At 66.8% G+C, this 15,570-nt stretch carries 15 protein-coding genes and 1 riboswitch; of the genes, 5 read left to right on the forward strand and 10 right to left on the reverse strand.

Annotation, left to right across the window (positions count from 1 at the left end; genetic code table 11):
- The first annotated feature begins 215 nt into the window (after positions 1–215).
- Positions 216–1,127 carry a DMT family transporter gene (locus tag G332_RS0101585; RefSeq protein ID WP_019625247.1) on the forward strand — a complete coding sequence of 304 codons (912 nt, stop codon included), beginning with the start codon at positions 216–218 and terminating at the stop codon, positions 1,125–1,127.
- 92 nt (positions 1,128–1,219) lie between these two features.
- The gene (gdhA, locus tag G332_RS0101590; RefSeq protein WP_019625248.1) at positions 1,220–2,569 is read left to right on the forward strand and encodes an NADP-specific glutamate dehydrogenase; all 1,350 of its coding nucleotides are present in this window, start codon (positions 1,220–1,222) and stop codon (positions 2,567–2,569) included.
- 188 nt (positions 2,570–2,757) lie between these two features.
- Here the strand turns inward: gdhA and G332_RS0101595 are convergent, their stop codons facing one another.
- From G332_RS0101595 to G332_RS0101640, 9 genes are all read right to left on the reverse strand, one after another.
- Positions 2,758–3,939, reverse strand: coding sequence for a diguanylate cyclase (locus G332_RS0101595; RefSeq protein WP_019625249.1), 1,182 nt, complete (start codon positions 3,937–3,939; stop codon positions 2,758–2,760).
- Positions 3,940–4,131: 192 nt separating this feature from the next.
- Complete coding sequence (locus tag G332_RS0101600) at positions 4,132–4,611, reverse strand: hydrogenase maturation protease (protein WP_019625250.1); 480 nt, start codon at positions 4,609–4,611, stop codon at positions 4,132–4,134.
- A gap of 420 nt (positions 4,612–5,031) precedes the next feature.
- Entirely contained in the window at positions 5,032–5,334 is a 303-nt protein-coding gene (locus G332_RS0101610; protein WP_019625252.1) for a hypothetical protein, read from the reverse strand.
- A 1-nt stretch (position 5,335) separates the two neighbouring features.
- Positions 5,336–5,608: a BrnT family toxin gene (locus tag G332_RS0101615; protein WP_019625253.1), complete on the reverse strand. Its 273-nt coding sequence runs from the start codon at positions 5,606–5,608 to the stop codon at positions 5,336–5,338.
- Between the two features lie 59 nt (positions 5,609–5,667).
- Positions 5,668–6,966: a Ni/Fe hydrogenase subunit alpha gene (locus G332_RS0101620; RefSeq protein ID WP_019625254.1), complete on the reverse strand. Its 1,299-nt coding sequence runs from the start codon at positions 6,964–6,966 to the stop codon at positions 5,668–5,670.
- Positions 6,963–7,751, reverse strand: a complete 789-nt coding sequence (locus G332_RS0101625; protein ID WP_019625255.1) for an oxidoreductase — start codon at positions 7,749–7,751, stop codon at positions 6,963–6,965. Before G332_RS0101625 ends, G332_RS0101620 begins: the two co-directional genes overlap by 4 nt.
- On the reverse strand, positions 7,748–8,623 hold the full coding sequence (locus G332_RS0101630; protein ID WP_019625256.1) for an FAD/NAD(P)-binding protein: 876 nt from the start codon (positions 8,621–8,623) through the stop codon (positions 7,748–7,750). Before G332_RS0101630 ends, G332_RS0101625 begins: the two co-directional genes overlap by 4 nt.
- Positions 8,613–9,086, reverse strand: a complete 474-nt coding sequence (locus G332_RS0101635; protein ID WP_019625257.1) for a cyclic nucleotide-binding domain-containing protein — start codon at positions 9,084–9,086, stop codon at positions 8,613–8,615. The genes G332_RS0101630 and G332_RS0101635 overlap by 11 nt, the downstream gene beginning before the upstream one ends.
- Positions 9,083–10,195 (reverse strand): sulfite reductase subunit A, encoded by a 1,113-nt coding sequence (locus tag G332_RS0101640; protein ID WP_019625258.1) that lies wholly within the window; start codon positions 10,193–10,195, stop codon positions 9,083–9,085. Before G332_RS0101640 ends, G332_RS0101635 begins: the two co-directional genes overlap by 4 nt.
- 150 nt (positions 10,196–10,345) lie before the next feature.
- On the opposite strand from G332_RS0101640, the gene G332_RS0101645 reads away from it, so the two are divergent.
- A complete protein-coding gene (locus G332_RS0101645; RefSeq protein ID WP_019625259.1) occupies positions 10,346–11,341 on the forward strand; it encodes a 2-hydroxyacid dehydrogenase in 996 nt (331 codons plus the stop codon).
- 59 nt (positions 11,342–11,400) lie between these two features.
- On the opposite strand, the gene thiC is transcribed toward G332_RS0101645, so the two are convergent.
- Positions 11,401–13,290: a phosphomethylpyrimidine synthase ThiC gene (gene thiC / locus G332_RS0101650; protein WP_019625260.1), complete on the reverse strand. Its 1,890-nt coding sequence runs from the start codon at positions 13,288–13,290 to the stop codon at positions 11,401–11,403.
- Positions 13,291–13,371: 81 nt separating this feature from the next.
- Positions 13,372–13,470, reverse strand: a riboswitch (TPP riboswitch).
- Positions 13,471–13,570: 100 nt separating this feature from the next.
- Between thiC and G332_RS0101655 the strand changes: the two genes are divergently transcribed.
- Both G332_RS0101655 and G332_RS0101660 read left to right on the forward strand, forming a co-directional pair.
- Positions 13,571–14,251 carry a TIGR00153 family protein gene (locus tag G332_RS0101655; protein ID WP_019625261.1) on the forward strand — a complete coding sequence of 227 codons (681 nt, stop codon included), beginning with the start codon at positions 13,571–13,573 and terminating at the stop codon, positions 14,249–14,251.
- A gap of 34 nt (positions 14,252–14,285) precedes the next feature.
- Entirely contained in the window at positions 14,286–15,545 is a 1,260-nt protein-coding gene (locus G332_RS0101660) for an inorganic phosphate transporter (RefSeq protein WP_019625262.1), read from the forward strand.
- Positions 15,546–15,570 lie beyond the last annotated feature (25 nt).

A 15,570-nucleotide genomic window follows, 5' to 3' on the forward strand; every position in this document is an offset into this window, starting at 1 on the left:
CATGTGCCGCCAGGAAACGCTTATAAATCCGCGTGGCCCACCAGGAGCCCTCCCCGGACCACCACCTTTCGTAACGGCATGAGGCCCATGGGCATGGCCCGTGCGAGCCTGTATCCTCCGATGGGCCCAGCCGGCCTGCCCGTGGGCCGAGACCGTACGCCGGCACCAACGGCCGGGCGGGAACCATCGACTCAGCAAACAACAAGGAACAAGTAATGGGCCTGGGTGTAGGACTGGTGGTGCTGGCCGCCTTCTTCTGGGGGCTGTCGGGCGGGATCGGCGGCATCCTGATGGCCGATGGCTGGGACGCCTTCGTCGTCTCGTTCTACCGCGGCGCCATCGGGCTGCTGTTCGTGCTGATCTGGCTCGCCTGGCGCCCGGGCGGCAGCGGACTGGGCAGCGCCAGGATGTGGTTCTGGTCGGCCGTGGCCGGTCTGGGCGTGGCGGGCAACTTCGCGTTCTACTTCCTCAGCATCGCGCATGGCAGTGTGGCAGTCGCCGCCACCCTGATGTACTGCGCCCCGGTGTTTGTTTACCTGATCTCCTTTGCGCTGAAGCTGGAAAGCCCGACCACCCTCAAGCTCGTGGCCATTGCGATGGTCATGGTGGGCATCGTGCTGCTCACCCAGATCTACGATACCGGAGCGGGCAACGTGACCCTGATCGGCGCCGGTGCCGGCCTGCTGGCGGGTCTGTCCTACGCGATCTTCATCTTCGGCTTCAAATATGCCGGTCAGCACGGCAGTCCGCAGGCGATCCTGACGATTGCCTTCGGCGTGCTCGTCATCCTGCTGATGCTGCCGGGCGACAACACCCAGATGGTAAAGGTCCTGAGCACCCCCGACTGGCCGCTGTTCCTGGCCCTGGGCATCTTCGGCGCCGGTCTGTCCTTCGCCTTCTACATCAACGGGCTGCGGACCACGGCCCCGGCGGTCGCCTCCATCGTCGCGATGATCGAGCCGGTCACCGCCACCCTGTTCGGCGTGGTGATCCTGCACGAAAGCCTGGCGATCGTGCAGATGATCGGCATGGCCCTGATCCTGGTCACGGTCACCGCCCTCAGCGTCGCCTCGCGCGCCACCCCGCCGCCGGTGCCGGACCGGGGCCGCGACGACGGCCAGGGGTAATCTGCACCAGAATGGGGCATTAAGGATTGTCTTCCAGCGTCGCCGCGACCAGAATGCGTGCAACTGCAATCACGACCACAGGGAAGCGCGCCATGAACGGAAGCCTTGATGAAAAGCTGGAACCGATCTTCCAGGAAGTACTGCACCGGAACCCGGGCGAGACCGAGTTCCACCAGTCCGTTCACGGCGTCCTGCAAAGCCTGGGGCCGGTCCTGGTGAAATACCCGGAGTTCGCCGAACTCAAGATCATCCAGCGGATCTGCGAACCGGAGCGGCAGATCATCTTTCGTGTGCCCTGGCAGGACGATAACGGCGAGCTGCACATCAATCGCGCCTTCCGCGTCCAGTTCAACAGTGCCATCGGGCCATACAAGGGCGGGATGCGTTTCCACCCGTCGGTCTACCTCGGCATCATCAAGTTTCTCGGGTTCTCGCAGGTATTCAAGAACGGCCTCACCGGTCTGCCAATCGGCGGTGGCAAAGGTGGCAGCGACTTTGACCCGAAAGGCCGATCCGATTCCGAGATCATGCGTTTTTGCCAGAGCCTGATGACCGAGATGTACCGCCACCTGGGCGAATATACCGATGTGCCCGCTGGCGACATCGGCGTCGGCCAGCGCGAGGTCGGGTATCTGTTCGGTCAGTACAAGCGTCTGACCAACCGGTTTGAGTCCGGCGTGTTTACCGGCAAGGGGCTGGATTGGGGCGGCAGCCGCGCGCGCACCGAGGCGACGGGCTATGGTGCGGTCTTCTTCACCCAGGAAATGCTGAAGGCCCGCAAGGACTCGCTCGAAGGCAAGCGTGTGGTGGTCTCCGGGGCCGGCAACGTGGCGATCCATGCGGCCGAAAAGGCGCAGCAACTGGGGGCCCGGGTAATCGCCTGTTCCGACTCCCGCGGGGTCATCCTCGACGAAGAGGGGCTCGACCTGGACCTGGTGCGCCAGATCAAGGAACGCGAGCGCGGCCCGATCAGCGCTTATGCCGATCGCAAGAAAGGCGCAAAGTACAACGAAAACGGCAACATCTGGGAGATCCCCTGCGATGTCGCGCTGCCCTGCGCCACGCAGAACGAGCTGACGGGAAAATCCGCCCGGACCCTGGTGAAAAACGGCTGCATCGCGGTCGCCGAAGGGGCCAACATGCCGGTCACTCCGGAGGGTATCGAGGCCTTCCAGGAGGCCAGGATTGCCTTCGGACCAGGCAAGGCCGCCAATGCCGGTGGCGTGGCCACCAGTGCCCTGGAGATGCAGCAGAACGCCAGCCGCGACTCCTGGTCCTTTGAATACACGGAGGCGCGCTTGCAGGAGATCATGGCCAACATCCACCGCACCTGCCATGACACCGCCGAGGAATACGGTTCGCCGGGCAATTACACCCTGGGGGCCAATATCGCCGGATTCGTGAAGGTCGCTCGCGCCATGGAGGCGCTGGGCCACATCTAGGAGCCTGTCGGATCCGGGACGGATCTGCTGCGCGCGCGGTCCCTTTTCCGCGCGCGCTCTCTCGTTACATCGTCTCACCATGCGCCGGGAGAGACCGAAAAAAGGGCCTCCCTCTCCTGCCCCAAGCTCACGCCGATCACCCGGGCCCGACCGGGACCTGGCGGGCCGATGCCGATGCCACCGCCCGTTCAATCCCCGGCGGCTGCTCGCTTGTAGACATGTTCGGCCGCTGCGGGGGCGGCCCGTTCGGTGCGGTTACGCCCCAGGCGCTTGGCCTCGTAGAGCGCCCGATCGGCCCGGGAAAAGGCCGCGCGCAACTGATGCTCGTCCAGCCTGATCGCGGGCACCAGGCCGATGGAAACCGTGCAATCCGGCAGGCCTGCACGGGACGATGCAAAGCGCTCGCGGATGGCTTCTGCCTGCGCCAGGGGGTCTTCGCTGAAGGTGAGCAGGGCGAATTCTTCGCCGCCGAGGCGTACGGGGAGGTCCTCGGGCCCGGCAGCGGCCTGCATGTCCAGGGCGAGACGCCGCAGGACCTGATCCCCCACGTCGTGTCCATGATGGTCGTTGATGCGTTTGAAATGATCGAGATCGAACATCATCAAGGCGCAGTGGCGACATGCCGGCCGATCCGACTGCAGAAGGAGCTGGACCCGGGTGCGAAAACCCAGGCGGTTGAGAAGCCCCGTGAGGGGATCAATCCCGGCAGCGTTGCGGAGATTGTGGACGACATGTGTAACCAACAAAGCCACAATCAGCATCACCAGCGTTAACAGGCCAACCACCTGCCCCAGAAACAGGGTTATGTGCGGCCAGCCGGGGTCGAACAGACTGTGCGCCGGCAACCCCAGGCCAATGGCCACAATAATACGCCCGGCCGTCAGAGCGGCCATGACAAACCCGACGAGCGCCGTCGCCCGATGCAGGGCCTTGCTGGAGGCCCGAGGCGCCTCCCACCAAAGCAGAGAGGCAAGACCCACCATCGGTACTAACATCAACAGGTTGACGACCACGGTCCGGACCACGATATCCGGCTGGACCTGCGTGAACCAGTAGCCCAGCAGAAGCATCAGGACCGGTAACGACCACCAGATCCGGTGCGGCGCGCGGAGGAAGTGCCATTGATACAGGCCCTGCCACAACATCAGCAACGAGAGCACACCCAGGGCATTGGCCATCACGACGGACAGCACGGGCGAAACCATGCCCTGGAGAGACAACAGGAAGATGCAAACGGCACCGGCCAGGGCACCGACCTGCAGCGACCGGAAACCGGGCTCACGATCCAGGCGCTGAATGACCACCGCCAGTAGCAGATAGATCAGCGCCAGCGCGATAACGACGCCCAGAATAAATGCGCGAAAATCCATAACGTGTGGAGTCTACGTCAAGCCCTGCGCACAGCGACGTTTTGTAGTTCGGGGCATGGGGATATACCGGCCCCCGCGAGGCCGGCGCGGATTCGGATCATGGCCCGACCAATCGCAGGCCGGGCCGGCCGCAATGAGTCCTTCACCTTCCCGGCCCCATCCGCCGCCTGATCCGTCCCCACAGGGTTCGGATCAGCGACAGGCGTCTGGCCGGGGCCTGGTGAATTCCTTCAGGATCATCCGGCTCATCCGGGAAATCGCTGCGGAGCTCTCGGGTGAGAGCCCGGCCCCATCCTCAACGCGGGCGGGCTCGATACCGTGGACGATGAGATTGTCCGGAAGCTCGCCCAGCGAGCGGGCGAGTTCGACGGCCTCGGCCAGGCCGATACCGTGGGAGGAGTAGCGGGCGCCGCGCGGCAGGGGCTCGCGGGCGTCCAGGCGGTGGAGGGTGCCGGGGGCGGCGCCGGTGACGATGGCATCGACGAGGATCACTGGCTCGTGGCCCTGCCACAGCTCCATGAGTTCGGCGGGCTCGCCGTGGCTTTTCGCGGTGGCGAGGCCCGGGGTGTCGGCCAGCGCATCCACCACGGCGTGGCCAATGCCGTCGTCGCCGCGCCAGGGGTTGCCGATGCCGATGACCAGCGGGCCCTTGTCAGTACTCACGGCCCGCATCCCGCGAAGCGGTTCGCTTGCCGGATCGGTTCCCGGCAAGAGTGATGGTCTCCGGCCAGCACCGCGATGCCCAGGCTCGCTGGAACACGCTCCGGCACAGGCGTAACCTGAAAGACCACCACCCCTTGTGAACAGTGTCAGACATGCCGGGCGACGACTTCGAAACGATTCTTGACCAGGCGCGAGCGCTCCCGGACTCGGAGCGTGCACGGCTGGTGCATGATCTTCTGGAGACCCTGGAGGGGGCGCCGGACACCGATGTCGCCGCGGCCCCGGGAGCAGGAGATTGCCCGCCGCCTTGCGCAGGTCGAGAGCGGGGACGCGAAAACCGTCTCGCGTGACGAACTGGATCGGCGTTTTCCGGGCTGCACGGGCTGAATATTTCGGCAGAGCCGAAAACCAATCAGCACCGGTGCTCTCTCATCGCGTTTTCGCGTCGGACTTGCCGGCGGTGGCGTCTCTCAACCCGCCGGAAACGTACTTGTGCAGGATACTGGAGACCAGTGTCTGGTACGGGATACCTTCCTCGAGGGCTCGGCGCTGCAGGGCCTCCAGATCCCGCCCGGAAATGCGGATGTTGATCCGCTTGTTTTTTCGAAAGGTCTCTTCGGCCGCGTGCGCAACGTGTTCTCGACGCTCATCGTCCAAAGCCGATTCGAACTCGTCCGCCTCATAGGCATCGAGCAGTTGCTGCTCTTCCTGGCTCAGTTTGGGCTTTCCCATGCTATCCCCTCAAATATTTTCGGGTGGCTTTGCGACTGGGAATTGCTGTCTTGAGAAAGAACTCCTTCTCGTTTTCGACGTATGGCACCAACCATACGTAGGCATCAATCCGGACGACGAACATCCGCTGCTTTGGGTACTTGTCTCGGTTCGGATGAACCAGGTCGTCAAGCAGGCTGCCCGAGTGAAGAGCGAAAACCACGTCCTCGAAGGAGATACCCCTCTCCGCCATCAACTTCTCGTTTTTCGCAGCGTCCCAGTTGATCTGCTTCATTCGCCGACTCTAGCAGGACGTGTGCCTATTGGCATCTTTTCCTCATTGAATCTTTGGGCTCACTGGCGGTCGACGGTGAGGTCGAGGAAGTGGGTGGCGCAGGAGATGCAGGGGTCGTAGTTGCGGATGGCGACCTCGCAGTGGTGGCGCAGTTCGTCGTCCGGCAGGTCGAGATGGGTCTGCACCAGTTCGCGCAGGTCGGCCTCGATGGTGGGCTGGTTGACCGAGGTGGGCGGGACGATCTTGGCGTCGGTGATGAGGCCTGCGTCGTCGATGCTGTAGCGGTGGTAGCAGATGCCGCGCGGGGCCTCGGTGGCGCCGCAGCCGGTGCCGGTGCGCGGGGTGACCGGCAGCGCGGGTTCGGCCGGTGCGGCCCGGTAGCCGTCGACCAGGCGCAAGGCCTCCTCGAAGGCGAGCACGATCTCGAGCATGCGCACCTGGATGCTGCGGAACGGGTTGCGGCAGGCCGCGCCCAGCCCGGCGCGCTCGGCCAGCTCGGCGGCGCGCGGGGTAAGACGTTCGCGGTTCAGCGCGAAGCGCGCCAGCGGACCCATGAAGACCGGTTCGCCACTGTCGGAGCGGTGGCTGTGCAGGGCGTTGGAGTGGGCCACGTGCTCCTCGGTGAAGACGTTGTCGTACTCGCGGATGGCGGCGTCCAGGCCACTGCTCGAGCCGAGCCGGCCGTGGGTGATCGGGTATTCGTCCGGGTGCACCAGCGACACGAACTCGTAGTCGCGTTCCAGGTTCGGGTAGTCGAGGGTGGCGAGGAATTCGGCGACCTCGCAGGACGCCTCCAGGCCCCAGGCCAGCTCCTCGCGCAGGCCGGCGACCTCGTCGGGCGTGGGCGTGCGGTAGAAGCCGCCGACCCGCAGGTTGACCGGGTGGATCTCGCGCCCGCCCAGCAGGCGCAGGATGGAGTTGCCGATCTTCTTGATGCGCAGGCCGTTGCGCACCATGTCGGGGTGATCCTTCGCGGCGGTGACCGCGTCGGGATAGCCGAGGAAGTCCGGCAGGTGGAGCATGAACACGTGCAGGGCATGGCTCTCGATCCATTCACCGCAGTAGGCCAGCCGGCGCAGGTCCTGCAGCACGCCGTCCACGGTCGCGCCGCAGACGTCCTCCATCGCCAGCGAGGCGCCCATCTGGTAGGCGATCGGGCAGATGCCGCAGATGCGCGCGGTGATGTCCGGGGCCTCGCGGAAGTCGCGCCCGCGCAGGAAGCCCTCGAAGAAGCGCGGCGCCTCGAAGATCGACAGCTTCACCTCCTCCACGCGGTCGCCCTCGGTGCGCACGTACATCGCGCCCTCGCCCTCCACGCGCGCGAGGTAGTCGACTTCGATGGTACGGGTCTCGCTCATGGTCCGTTTCCTGATTCTTCGCGCTCGCTCTCCTCGCGGAAGGCGTCGGCGCCGGCATTGAAGGTGCGGTAGAAGCGCACGCGGGTGGCGCGCTCCATGCCGAGGGCCTCCAGCTGCCCGGACAGACCGGGCGCGTTGGGGGTCTCCTTGGGGCCGAAGCAGCCGTAGCAGCCGCGGTGGCAGCCGGGGCACAGCGCGCCGCAGCCGGCGTGGGTGACCGGGCCCAGGCAGGGCGTGCCGTGGGCGACCATCACGCAGACCTGTCCCGCCCGTTTGCACTCCTCGCAGACGCTGGCGCTGGAGACCTGCGGACGCCGACCGTAGAGGAAGGCACTGATGACCTCGATCAGCTGGTATTTGTCGATCGGGCAGCCGCGCAGTTCGAAGTCCACCGGCACGTGCTGGCTGATCGCATCCGAGGTGGCCAGGGTCTCGATGTATTCCGGGTGGGCGTAGACCTGGCGGGTGAATTCCTCGACGTCCGCGAAATTACGCAGGGCCTGGATGCCGCCGGCGGTGGCGCAGGCGCCGATGGTCACCAGGAACTTCGACGCGCGGCGGATCTCGCGGATCTCTTCGGCCGCCTCCGGCGTGGTGATCGAGCCCTCCACCAGCGTCAGGTCCCAGGGCCCCTCGATGCGGTTGCGGGTGGCCTCGGGGAAGTGCGCGATCCGGATCCGGTCGGTCACCGCCAGCAGCTCGTCCTCGCAGTCGAGCAGCGAGAGCTGGCAGCCGTCGCAGGAGGCGAACTTGAATACGGCAAGGGTCGGACGTTCGGTACTCATAGTTCGCGTATCCGGAAGGCCGGCTCCATCACCGGGTAGGGGAAGACCGGGCCGTCGCGGCAGACGAACTGCGACCCGATCTGGCAGTGCCCGCAAAAGCCCACCGCGCAGCGCATGTTGCGCTCCATGGAGACGTAGATGTCTTCCGGCTTCAGGCCGCGGCGCTCCAGCGAGGCGGCGGCGAAGCGCATCATCACCTCCGGGCCGCAGACCATCGCGACCGTGTTGCGCCGGTCGAAGCCGCCGCGGTCGATCAGCTGGGTGACCACGCCGACATCGCCGCGCCAGGCCGCGGTGGCGCGATCCACCGTCACGCGCAGGTCGAGGTCGCCGCGCGCGGCCCAGGCATCCAGCTCGTCGCGGAAGATCATGTCCCCCGGGGCGCGCGCGCCGTAGCAGACCACCACCCGGCCGAAGTCCGCGCGCCGCTCGAGCGTCGCGTGGATCACCGGCCGCAGCGGGGCCAGGCCGATGCCGCCGGCGACCAGCACCAGGTCGCGGCCGCGCGCCTGTTCCAGCGGCCAGGCCGTGCCGAACGGGCCGCGCAGGCCGACCACCGCGCCGGGCCCCAGCTCCTGCATCGCCCGGGTCACGCTGCCCACCGCGCGGGTGGTGTGCACGATGCCGCCGTCCTCGGTGATCGCGGACACCGAGATCGGCACCTCGCCCACGCCGAACAGGTAGAGCATGTTGAACTGCCCGGGCGCCGGCGGCGGCCCCGGCTCCACGCCCGGCTCGGGATACAGCGTCCAGCTGAACACCTCGTTGCTGGCGACATCCGGCCGCACCGCCCCGATGCGCCAGGGCTGCGGCGCCATCGCCTGTTCCGGCAGGGCGCTGTCGGCTCGGGGCTGCAGGGTCTCAGGTGCCATACCCGGGCCCTCCGTGACTGTAGATGTCCAGCGCCTGCAACCGCGCGGCCTGCAGCCGCTGCACGATCAGTGCGGAGAAGTGTTTCATCAGCATGTAGCCGAAGGCCGGGTCGGCCTCCATGTGTTCGCGCAGCACGCCGGCATCGAAACGCAGGGTATGCAGCTCGGTCAGGGCGCGCGCGTCGTAACTGGCGCGATACGGCGGCAGCAGCCACGACCAGCCGAGGATGTCACCGGGCCCCAGGGTCTGGAAGGTCACGCAGCCTTCGCGCAACGGGCTCTCCAGCGCGACCTGGCCCTCGCGGATCAGCCAGAAGGTCTCCGTCGTCTCGTGGTCGCGCATCAGCCGCGTGTCCGCCGGGTAGCTTAACTTCGCGGCGCATGCCGCCAGCAGGCGCCGGTGTTCCGGTTCCATGTCGGCGAAGAACGGCTGGTCTTCGAGGATCGCCAGCAGCTCGTTCATATCCGGCCCTCCGGGTCGCGGCGCACCGCGGTCACCTCCTCGGTGATGTCGATCCCCACCGGACACCAGGTGATGCAGCGTCCGCAGCCGACACAGCCGGAGGTGTCGAACTGGTCGTGCCAGGTGGCCAGCTTGTGGGTGATCCACTGGCGGTAACGCGCGGCTACCGATTCGCGGTGGGCGCCACCGACCAGATGCGAATGCTCCTGGTTGAAGCAGGAGTCCCAGCGCCGCACGCGCTCGGTGCGCTGGCCCTCCAGATCGGGCACCTCCTCGACCTGCGAGCAGAAGCAGGTGGGGCAGACCAGCGTGCAGTTGGAGCAGGACAGGCAGCGCGCGGCGGTCTCCTCCCAGCGCGGGTGCTCGAAGGCCCGGTTCAGCACCTCGCGGGCATCGCCGGGCATCTGCCGGCCCATCTTTTCCGGGGCCTCGGCCCACACCCGTTCGGCCGCGGCCTGCTCGGCGTCCGTGGCCGGGCGCGGCTCCAGCCGCTCGAGTACTGCGCGCCCGGCGTCGCTCCCGGCCTCGATGACCAGGAAGTGCTGCGTGGCGTCGATCACCTCGGTCAGGGCCAGGTCGAAGCCCTCGCGGGCGCGCGGTCCGGTATCCATCGAGGCACAGAAGCAGGTGCCGCCGGGCTCGGCGCAGTGGGCCGCCACCATGAACACATCCTGGCGCCGCGCCGCATAGCCGCGATCCTGCACCGCCTGTCCGAGGAACACCCGGTCCTGCACGCCGATCGCCGCCAGCTCGCAGGCGCGCATGCCGATGAACGCACGCCGCGGCGGGACCGCTTCGCCCGGCTCGGTCACAAAGCCGCCGTCCGGCTGGCGGGTCAGCCGGAACAGGGTTTCCTCGGGGGGGAACAGGTATTTCTTCCAGGAATGCGGGCCGACCACATAGCCGAACAGGGCGCCGTCTCCGCGCTCGCGCAGGCGGTAGTGGCCGGGGGCCTGCTCGTCGGTCCAGCCCGCCGGCAGGTCATCCAGGCCTTGCACGCGGTCGTAGACGATCGCCCCGTCGCGCCGCGTCGGACCCACCACCTCGTAGCCATCAGAGGCCAGCAGGCGGATCAGCGTATCCACGGCTTGGGGTGCAATCACATGCATGGGCCACTCCCGGACGCTCGCCGCAGAGAGCACCGAGCTCGCTGCACTGGGCTCAGTCCAGTTTGCGACAATCTCGAGTCACGATCCAACCGGTTCGTCATCTTGACCGGTTATGCTGGAGCCGCGCTCATCCATTATCCGGGGGATGCGATGAAGGTGGCCGTGTTCAGTACCCAGCAGCATGATCGCGAACACCTGATGCCGGCACTGGCAGCCACCGGGATGGCACCGGTGATGCACACCGAGCGCCTGACCGCAGAGACGGTGCATCTGGCCCGGGGCGCGGATGCCGTCTGCGTATTCACCAACGACGACCTGCACCGCCGGGTGATCGACGGGCTCGCGGACCAGGGGATTCATGTAGTCGCCCTGCGCTGCTCCGGGTACGACAACCTGGATGTGGCGCGGGCCCGCGAGCGCGGCGTGCGCGTGGGGCGGGTTCCGGCCTACTCCCCGAACGCGATCGCGGAACACGCCGTCGCCCTCTTGATGACCCTGAACCGCCGGGTGCACCAGGCCTGGGAGCGGACCCGGCGCGGCGATTTTCGCCTCGACCACCTGACGGGCTTCGATCTGGTCGGGCGCACCGTAGGCATCGTCGGCACCGGACGGATCGGCCAGGCCTTTGCCCGGATCATGCTGGGCTTTGGCTGCCGCGTGCTCGCACACGACCCGTACCCGAATCCGGAGCTGCAGTCTGCCGGGGTGGAGTATGGGGACCTGGATACGCTGCTGGCGGCGTCCTCGGTGGTCAGCCTGAGCTGCCCGATGACCCCTGAGAACCGCCACCTGATCAATGCCGACACCCTGGCGCGGATGCCGCGCGGGGCCTTTCTGATCAATACCGCGCGCGGGGCGCTGGTGGATACCGATGCCGCCGAGGTCGCGCTGGACTCGGGTCAGCTGGGCGGGTTCGCGCTGGATGTCTACGAGGCCGAGGCGGGGCTGTTCTTCCACGACTGGTCACTGGCCGGCCTGCCGGACCGGCGCCTGGCGCGACTGATGCAGCGTGACGATGTGCTGGTCACCGGGCACCAGGCCTTCCTGACCCGCGAGGCACTGGCCAACATCGCCGACACCACCGTGATCAATCTGACCACCCTGCACCAGGACCCGGACGCTCAGCTGCCAGGCCGCGTAATCTGAACGGCCATCCCGGCCCCGGGGGAATACGGATCACCGTTCCCCGGGACCCTGCGGGTGGCTTACACCTCGCGGTAGATCTTCGCGCCCTTCTCGACGAACTCCACCGCCTTTTCCTGCATGCCTTTTTCCAGCGCCTCCTGTTCGGACAGGCCCTGGGCCGCGGCGTAATCGCGCACGTCCTGGGTGATCTTCATGGAGCAGAAGTTGGGGCCGCACATGGAGCAGAAGTGGGCGACCTTGTGCGCCTCCTTCGGCAGGGTCTCGTCGTGGAATTCGCGTGCGCGCTCCGGGTCCAGCGCGAGGTTGAACTGGTCCTCCCAGCGGAACTCGAAGCGCGCCTTGGACAGGGCGTTGTCCTGCAGCTGCGCGCCGGGGAAGCCCTTGGCCAGGTCGGCGGCGTGGGCGGCGATCTTGTAGGTGATGATGCCGTCGCGCACGTCCTGCTTGTTGGGCAGGCCCAGGTGCTCCTTCGGTGTCACGTAGCAGAGCATCGCGGTGCCGTACCAGCCGATGTTGGCCGCGCCGATACCGGAGGTGATGTGGTCGTAGGCCGGGGCGATGTCGGTCACCAGCGGGCCGAGGGTGTAGAACGGCGCCTCGAAGCAGTCCTCCAGCTCCTTGTCGACGTTCTCCTTCACCTTCTGCAGCGGGACGTGGCCGGGGCCCTCGATCATCACCTGCACGTCGTGCGCCCAGGCCTTCTGCGTCAGCTCGCCCAGGGTCTCCAGCTCGCCGAACTGGGCGGCGTCGTTGGCGTCGGCCAGGCAGCCGGGGCGCAGGCCGTCGCCCAGCGAGAACGAGACGTCGAACGCCTTCATGATCTCGCAGATCTCGTCGAAGTGGGTATAGAGGAAGTTCTCCTGGTGATGCGCCAGGCACCACTTGGCCATGATCGAGCCGCCGCGGGAGACGATGCCGGTCACCCGGTCGGCGGTCAGCGGAACGTACTGCAGGCGCACGCCGGCGTGGATGGTGAAGTAGTCCACGCCCTGTTCGGCCTGCTCGATCAGGGTGTCGCGGAACAGCTCCCAGGTCAGGTCCTCGGGTTTGCCGTCGACCTTCTCCAGCGCCTGGTAGATCGGCACGGTGCCGATCGGTACCGGCGAGTTGCGCAGGATCCACTCGCGGGTCTCATGGATGTTCTTGCCGGTGGACAGGTCCATCAGAGTGTCGCCACCCCAGCGCGCGGACCACACGAGCTTCTCCACCTCCTCCTCGATCGAGGAGGTGACCGCAGAGTTGCCGATGTTGGTGTTCACCTTCACCCGGAAGTTGCGGCCGATGATCATCGGCTCGAGCTCGGGGTGGTTGATGTTGGCGGGGATGATCGCGCGGCCGCGGGCAATCTCGTCACGCACGAACTCGGGGGTGATTTCATCCGGGATGGAGGCGCCGAAGGACTCGCCGACGTGCTGGCGCAGCAGCTTCTGGTAGCGCGGGTCGGCGCGCAGCGCCTCGAGGCGGTTGTTCTCGCGGATCGCGACGAACTCCATCTCCGGGGTGATGATGCCCTGGCGGGCGTAGTGCATCTGGGAGACGTTCGCGCCGGCCTTTGCCCGGCGCGGCGGGCGGATGTGCTCGAAGCGCAGGGATGCCAGCTCCGGGTCCACCGCACGGGCCTGGCCGTATTCCGAGCTCGGGCCGTCCAGCCACTCGGTGTCCGCGCGTTCGTCGATCCAGCCACCGCGCAGATCCGCCAGGCCGCGGGTCAGGTCGATGGTCGCGTCCGGGTCGGTGTAGGGGCCGGAGGTGTCATAGACCGGGATCGGCGGGTTCTCTTCCGGGGTGCCGGAGGTCATGGTCGGGCTCTGCGCGACCTGCCGGAACGGCACGCGGATATCCGGACGCGAGCCCTGGACGAAGACCTTTTCGGAACTGGGGAACGGGCGGGTGACGTCGGCGGAGACCTGGGCGGTCTTGCGGGCGAAGGACTCGGGGATGGCGCTCATGACGGGACCTCTGCAACTCGGGCGTAGCGGCAGAGGGAACAGAACGGGCAGGACAGACTGCGAACGGGTCGCGCGCGGACTGGATCGAGCACCGAGCTTCCCTCCGCCAGTGTGAACTGGTTCAGGTTCAAGGGGACTCTCTCAGCCCGGCACATGGCGCGGGCACCCCCAGCTCTGGTCCGCGAGTCTAGCGCAGAACAGCGGCCGGGACACGAACAAGTCCGCGCAGTCGGGGGTGTTTTGCGTTAGATTATGGCTTTGTGACAATCTCTGCGCCGCCATGTCCCCCAAGAACTTCGTCTTCGAGCTGTTTGGCCGTTCCCCGGTGCGCCCGCTGCAGGCGCATATGGAGAAGATCCGCGCCTGCATCGCCGAGCTCCCCCCGTTCATGGAGGCCATGGCGCGCGATGACTGGGAGACCGCGCGCGAGCAGCAACGCAAGATCTCGAAGCTGGAGCGCGAGGCCGACCGCCTGAAAAAGGACCTGCGGCTGCACCTGCCCAAGGGCATGATGCTGGCGATGTCGCGCCGCGACGTACTCGACACCCTGCTGATCCAGGATCGCATCGCCAACATGGCGAAGGACATTGCCGGGCTGATGCTGGGCCGCCAGATGCAGTTCCCCGACAACATGCGGGAACCGATCAAGCGCTTCCTCGACCGCAGCGTGGATGCGGTGGACCAGGCCGGTCGGGCGATCAACGAACTGGACGAGCTGGTGGAGGCGGGTTTCCGCGGTCACGAGGTCGAGGTCGTCAACGGCATCCTGACCGAGCTGGACCAGATCGAGCACGAATCCGACGAGGCGCAGCGCGAGGTACGCGAGATGCTGTTCGTTCAGGAGGCGGAGCTGCCGCCGGTGAACGTGATCTTCATGTACCGCGTGATCGATTCGGTTGGCGAGCTGGCCGACCTGGCCCAGCGTGTAGGCAGCCGCCTGCAGTTGATGCTCGCCAAATAAACCCCGGCACCCAGGAACAGGCACCGAGGACCGCATGGAATACAGCACCCTGTTGCTCGGCCTTGCAGTGATCTTCGGCCTGTTCATGGCCTGGGGCATCGGCGCCAATGACGTCGCGAATGCGATGGGCACCTCGGTCGGCTCGCGCGCGCTGACCATCCGCCAGGCGGTCTTTGTCGCCGCGATCTTTGTATTCTCCGGGGCCTGGCTCGCCGGCGGCGAGGTCACCCAGACCATCCGCAGCGGGATGGTCGACTCCAGCCTGATGGCAGACAACCCCGAACTGCTCGTGTACGGGATGCTGGCCGCGCTGGCCGCAGCCGGAACATGGCTGCTCGTGGCCTCCTACTTCGGCTGGCCGGTCTCCACGACCCACTCCATCATCGGCGCGATCGTCGGCTTTGCCGTGGTGGGGCTGGGGTTCGAGGTGGTGCGCTGGGAGCGCGTCGGGACCATTGCGATGTCCTGGGTGGTGTCGCCAATGGTCGGCGGCATGATTGCGTTTGCCCTGTTCCGCAGTGTGCAGATCCTGATCCTGGACACCGTCGATCCGCTGAAGAACGCCAAGCGCTGGGCCCCGCTCTACATCTTCCTGACCGCCTTCGTCACCGCCCTGGTCACCATGTTCAAGGGGCTGACCCATGTCGGCCTGGAGCTGACGACGGTACAGGCCTACGGCTTCGCAATCCTGGTCAGCGCCGCAGTAGTCGTGCTCGGGATGATGGCGATCCGCCGCCTGCGCTTCGACACCCCCACCGGCGTGGGCGAGGACGGCTCTCATTTTGCCAATGTGGAGAAGGTCTTCGGGGTCCAGATGGTGGTAACCGGCTGCGCAATGGCGTTTGCCCTGGGCTCCAACGACGTCGCCAATGCGGTGGGACCGCTGGCCGCGGTCGTGGACGTCATCCAGACCGGCGACGTGAGCGCCGAGACGGTCGTGCCGATGTGGGTGCTGCTGCTGGGCGGGGTCGGGATCGTGTTCGGCCTGTTCACTTACGGCCACAAGGTGATCGCGACGGTCGGCACCGGCATCACCCAGCTCACGCCCAGCCGCGGTTATGCCGCAACCGCCGCCGCAGCGGCCACCGTGGTGCTGGCGTCCGGGACCGGGCTTCCCATCTCCACCACGCATACCCTGGTGGGCGCGATCCTCGGGGTGGGCCTGGCCCGCGGCATCGCCGCGATCAACCTGGGTCTGGTGCGGATGATCTTCCTGTCCTGGATCGTGACCCTGCCGGCCGGGGCCATCCTCGCGGTGGTCTACTTCTACATCCTGCGCGGCATCTTCGGGTAAACGCGGGCGCGTTGAGCACAACCCG

The organism is Thioalkalivibrio sp. ALJT (assembly GCF_000381825.1).
GTDB lineage: Bacteria > Pseudomonadota > Gammaproteobacteria > Ectothiorhodospirales > Ectothiorhodospiraceae > Thioalkalivibrio.

Excerpts from the sequence above, each read along its gene's own strand:
- G332_RS0101620 (WP_019625254.1), bottom strand. The coding sequence starts at position 6,966 with ATGAGCGAGACCCGTACCATCGAAGTCGACTACCTCGCGCGCGTGGAG.
- thiC (WP_019625260.1), bottom strand. The coding sequence starts at position 13,290 with ATGAGCGCCATCCCCGAGTCCTTCGCCCGCAAGACCGCCCAGGTCTCC.
- G332_RS0101660 (WP_019625262.1), top strand. The coding sequence starts at position 14,286 with ATGGAATACAGCACCCTGTTGCTCGGCCTTGCAGTGATCTTCGGCCTG.
- G332_RS0101610 (WP_019625252.1), bottom strand. The coding sequence starts at position 5,334 with ATGGGAAAGCCCAAACTGAGCCAGGAAGAGCAGCAACTGCTCGATGCC.
- G332_RS0101615 (WP_019625253.1), bottom strand. The coding sequence starts at position 5,608 with ATGAAGCAGATCAACTGGGACGCTGCGAAAAACGAGAAGTTGATGGCG.
- G332_RS0101595 (WP_019625249.1), bottom strand. The coding sequence starts at position 3,939 with ATGGATTTTCGCGCATTTATTCTGGGCGTCGTTATCGCGCTGGCGCTG.
- G332_RS0101625 (WP_019625255.1), bottom strand. The coding sequence starts at position 7,751 with ATGAGTACCGAACGTCCGACCCTTGCCGTATTCAAGTTCGCCTCCTGC.
- G332_RS0101640 (WP_019625258.1), bottom strand. The coding sequence starts at position 10,195 with ATGCATGTGATTGCACCCCAAGCCGTGGATACGCTGATCCGCCTGCTG.
- G332_RS0101655 (WP_019625261.1), top strand. The coding sequence starts at position 13,571 with ATGTCCCCCAAGAACTTCGTCTTCGAGCTGTTTGGCCGTTCCCCGGTG.
- G332_RS0101600 (WP_019625250.1), bottom strand. The coding sequence starts at position 4,611 with ATGCGGGCCGTGAGTACTGACAAGGGCCCGCTGGTCATCGGCATCGGC.
- gdhA (WP_019625248.1), top strand. The coding sequence starts at position 1,220 with ATGAACGGAAGCCTTGATGAAAAGCTGGAACCGATCTTCCAGGAAGTA.
- G332_RS0101630 (WP_019625256.1), bottom strand. The coding sequence starts at position 8,623 with ATGGCACCTGAGACCCTGCAGCCCCGAGCCGACAGCGCCCTGCCGGAA.
- G332_RS0101635 (WP_019625257.1), bottom strand. The coding sequence starts at position 9,086 with ATGAACGAGCTGCTGGCGATCCTCGAAGACCAGCCGTTCTTCGCCGAC.
- G332_RS0101645 (WP_019625259.1), top strand. The coding sequence starts at position 10,346 with ATGAAGGTGGCCGTGTTCAGTACCCAGCAGCATGATCGCGAACACCTG.
- G332_RS0101585 (WP_019625247.1), top strand. The coding sequence starts at position 216 with ATGGGCCTGGGTGTAGGACTGGTGGTGCTGGCCGCCTTCTTCTGGGGG.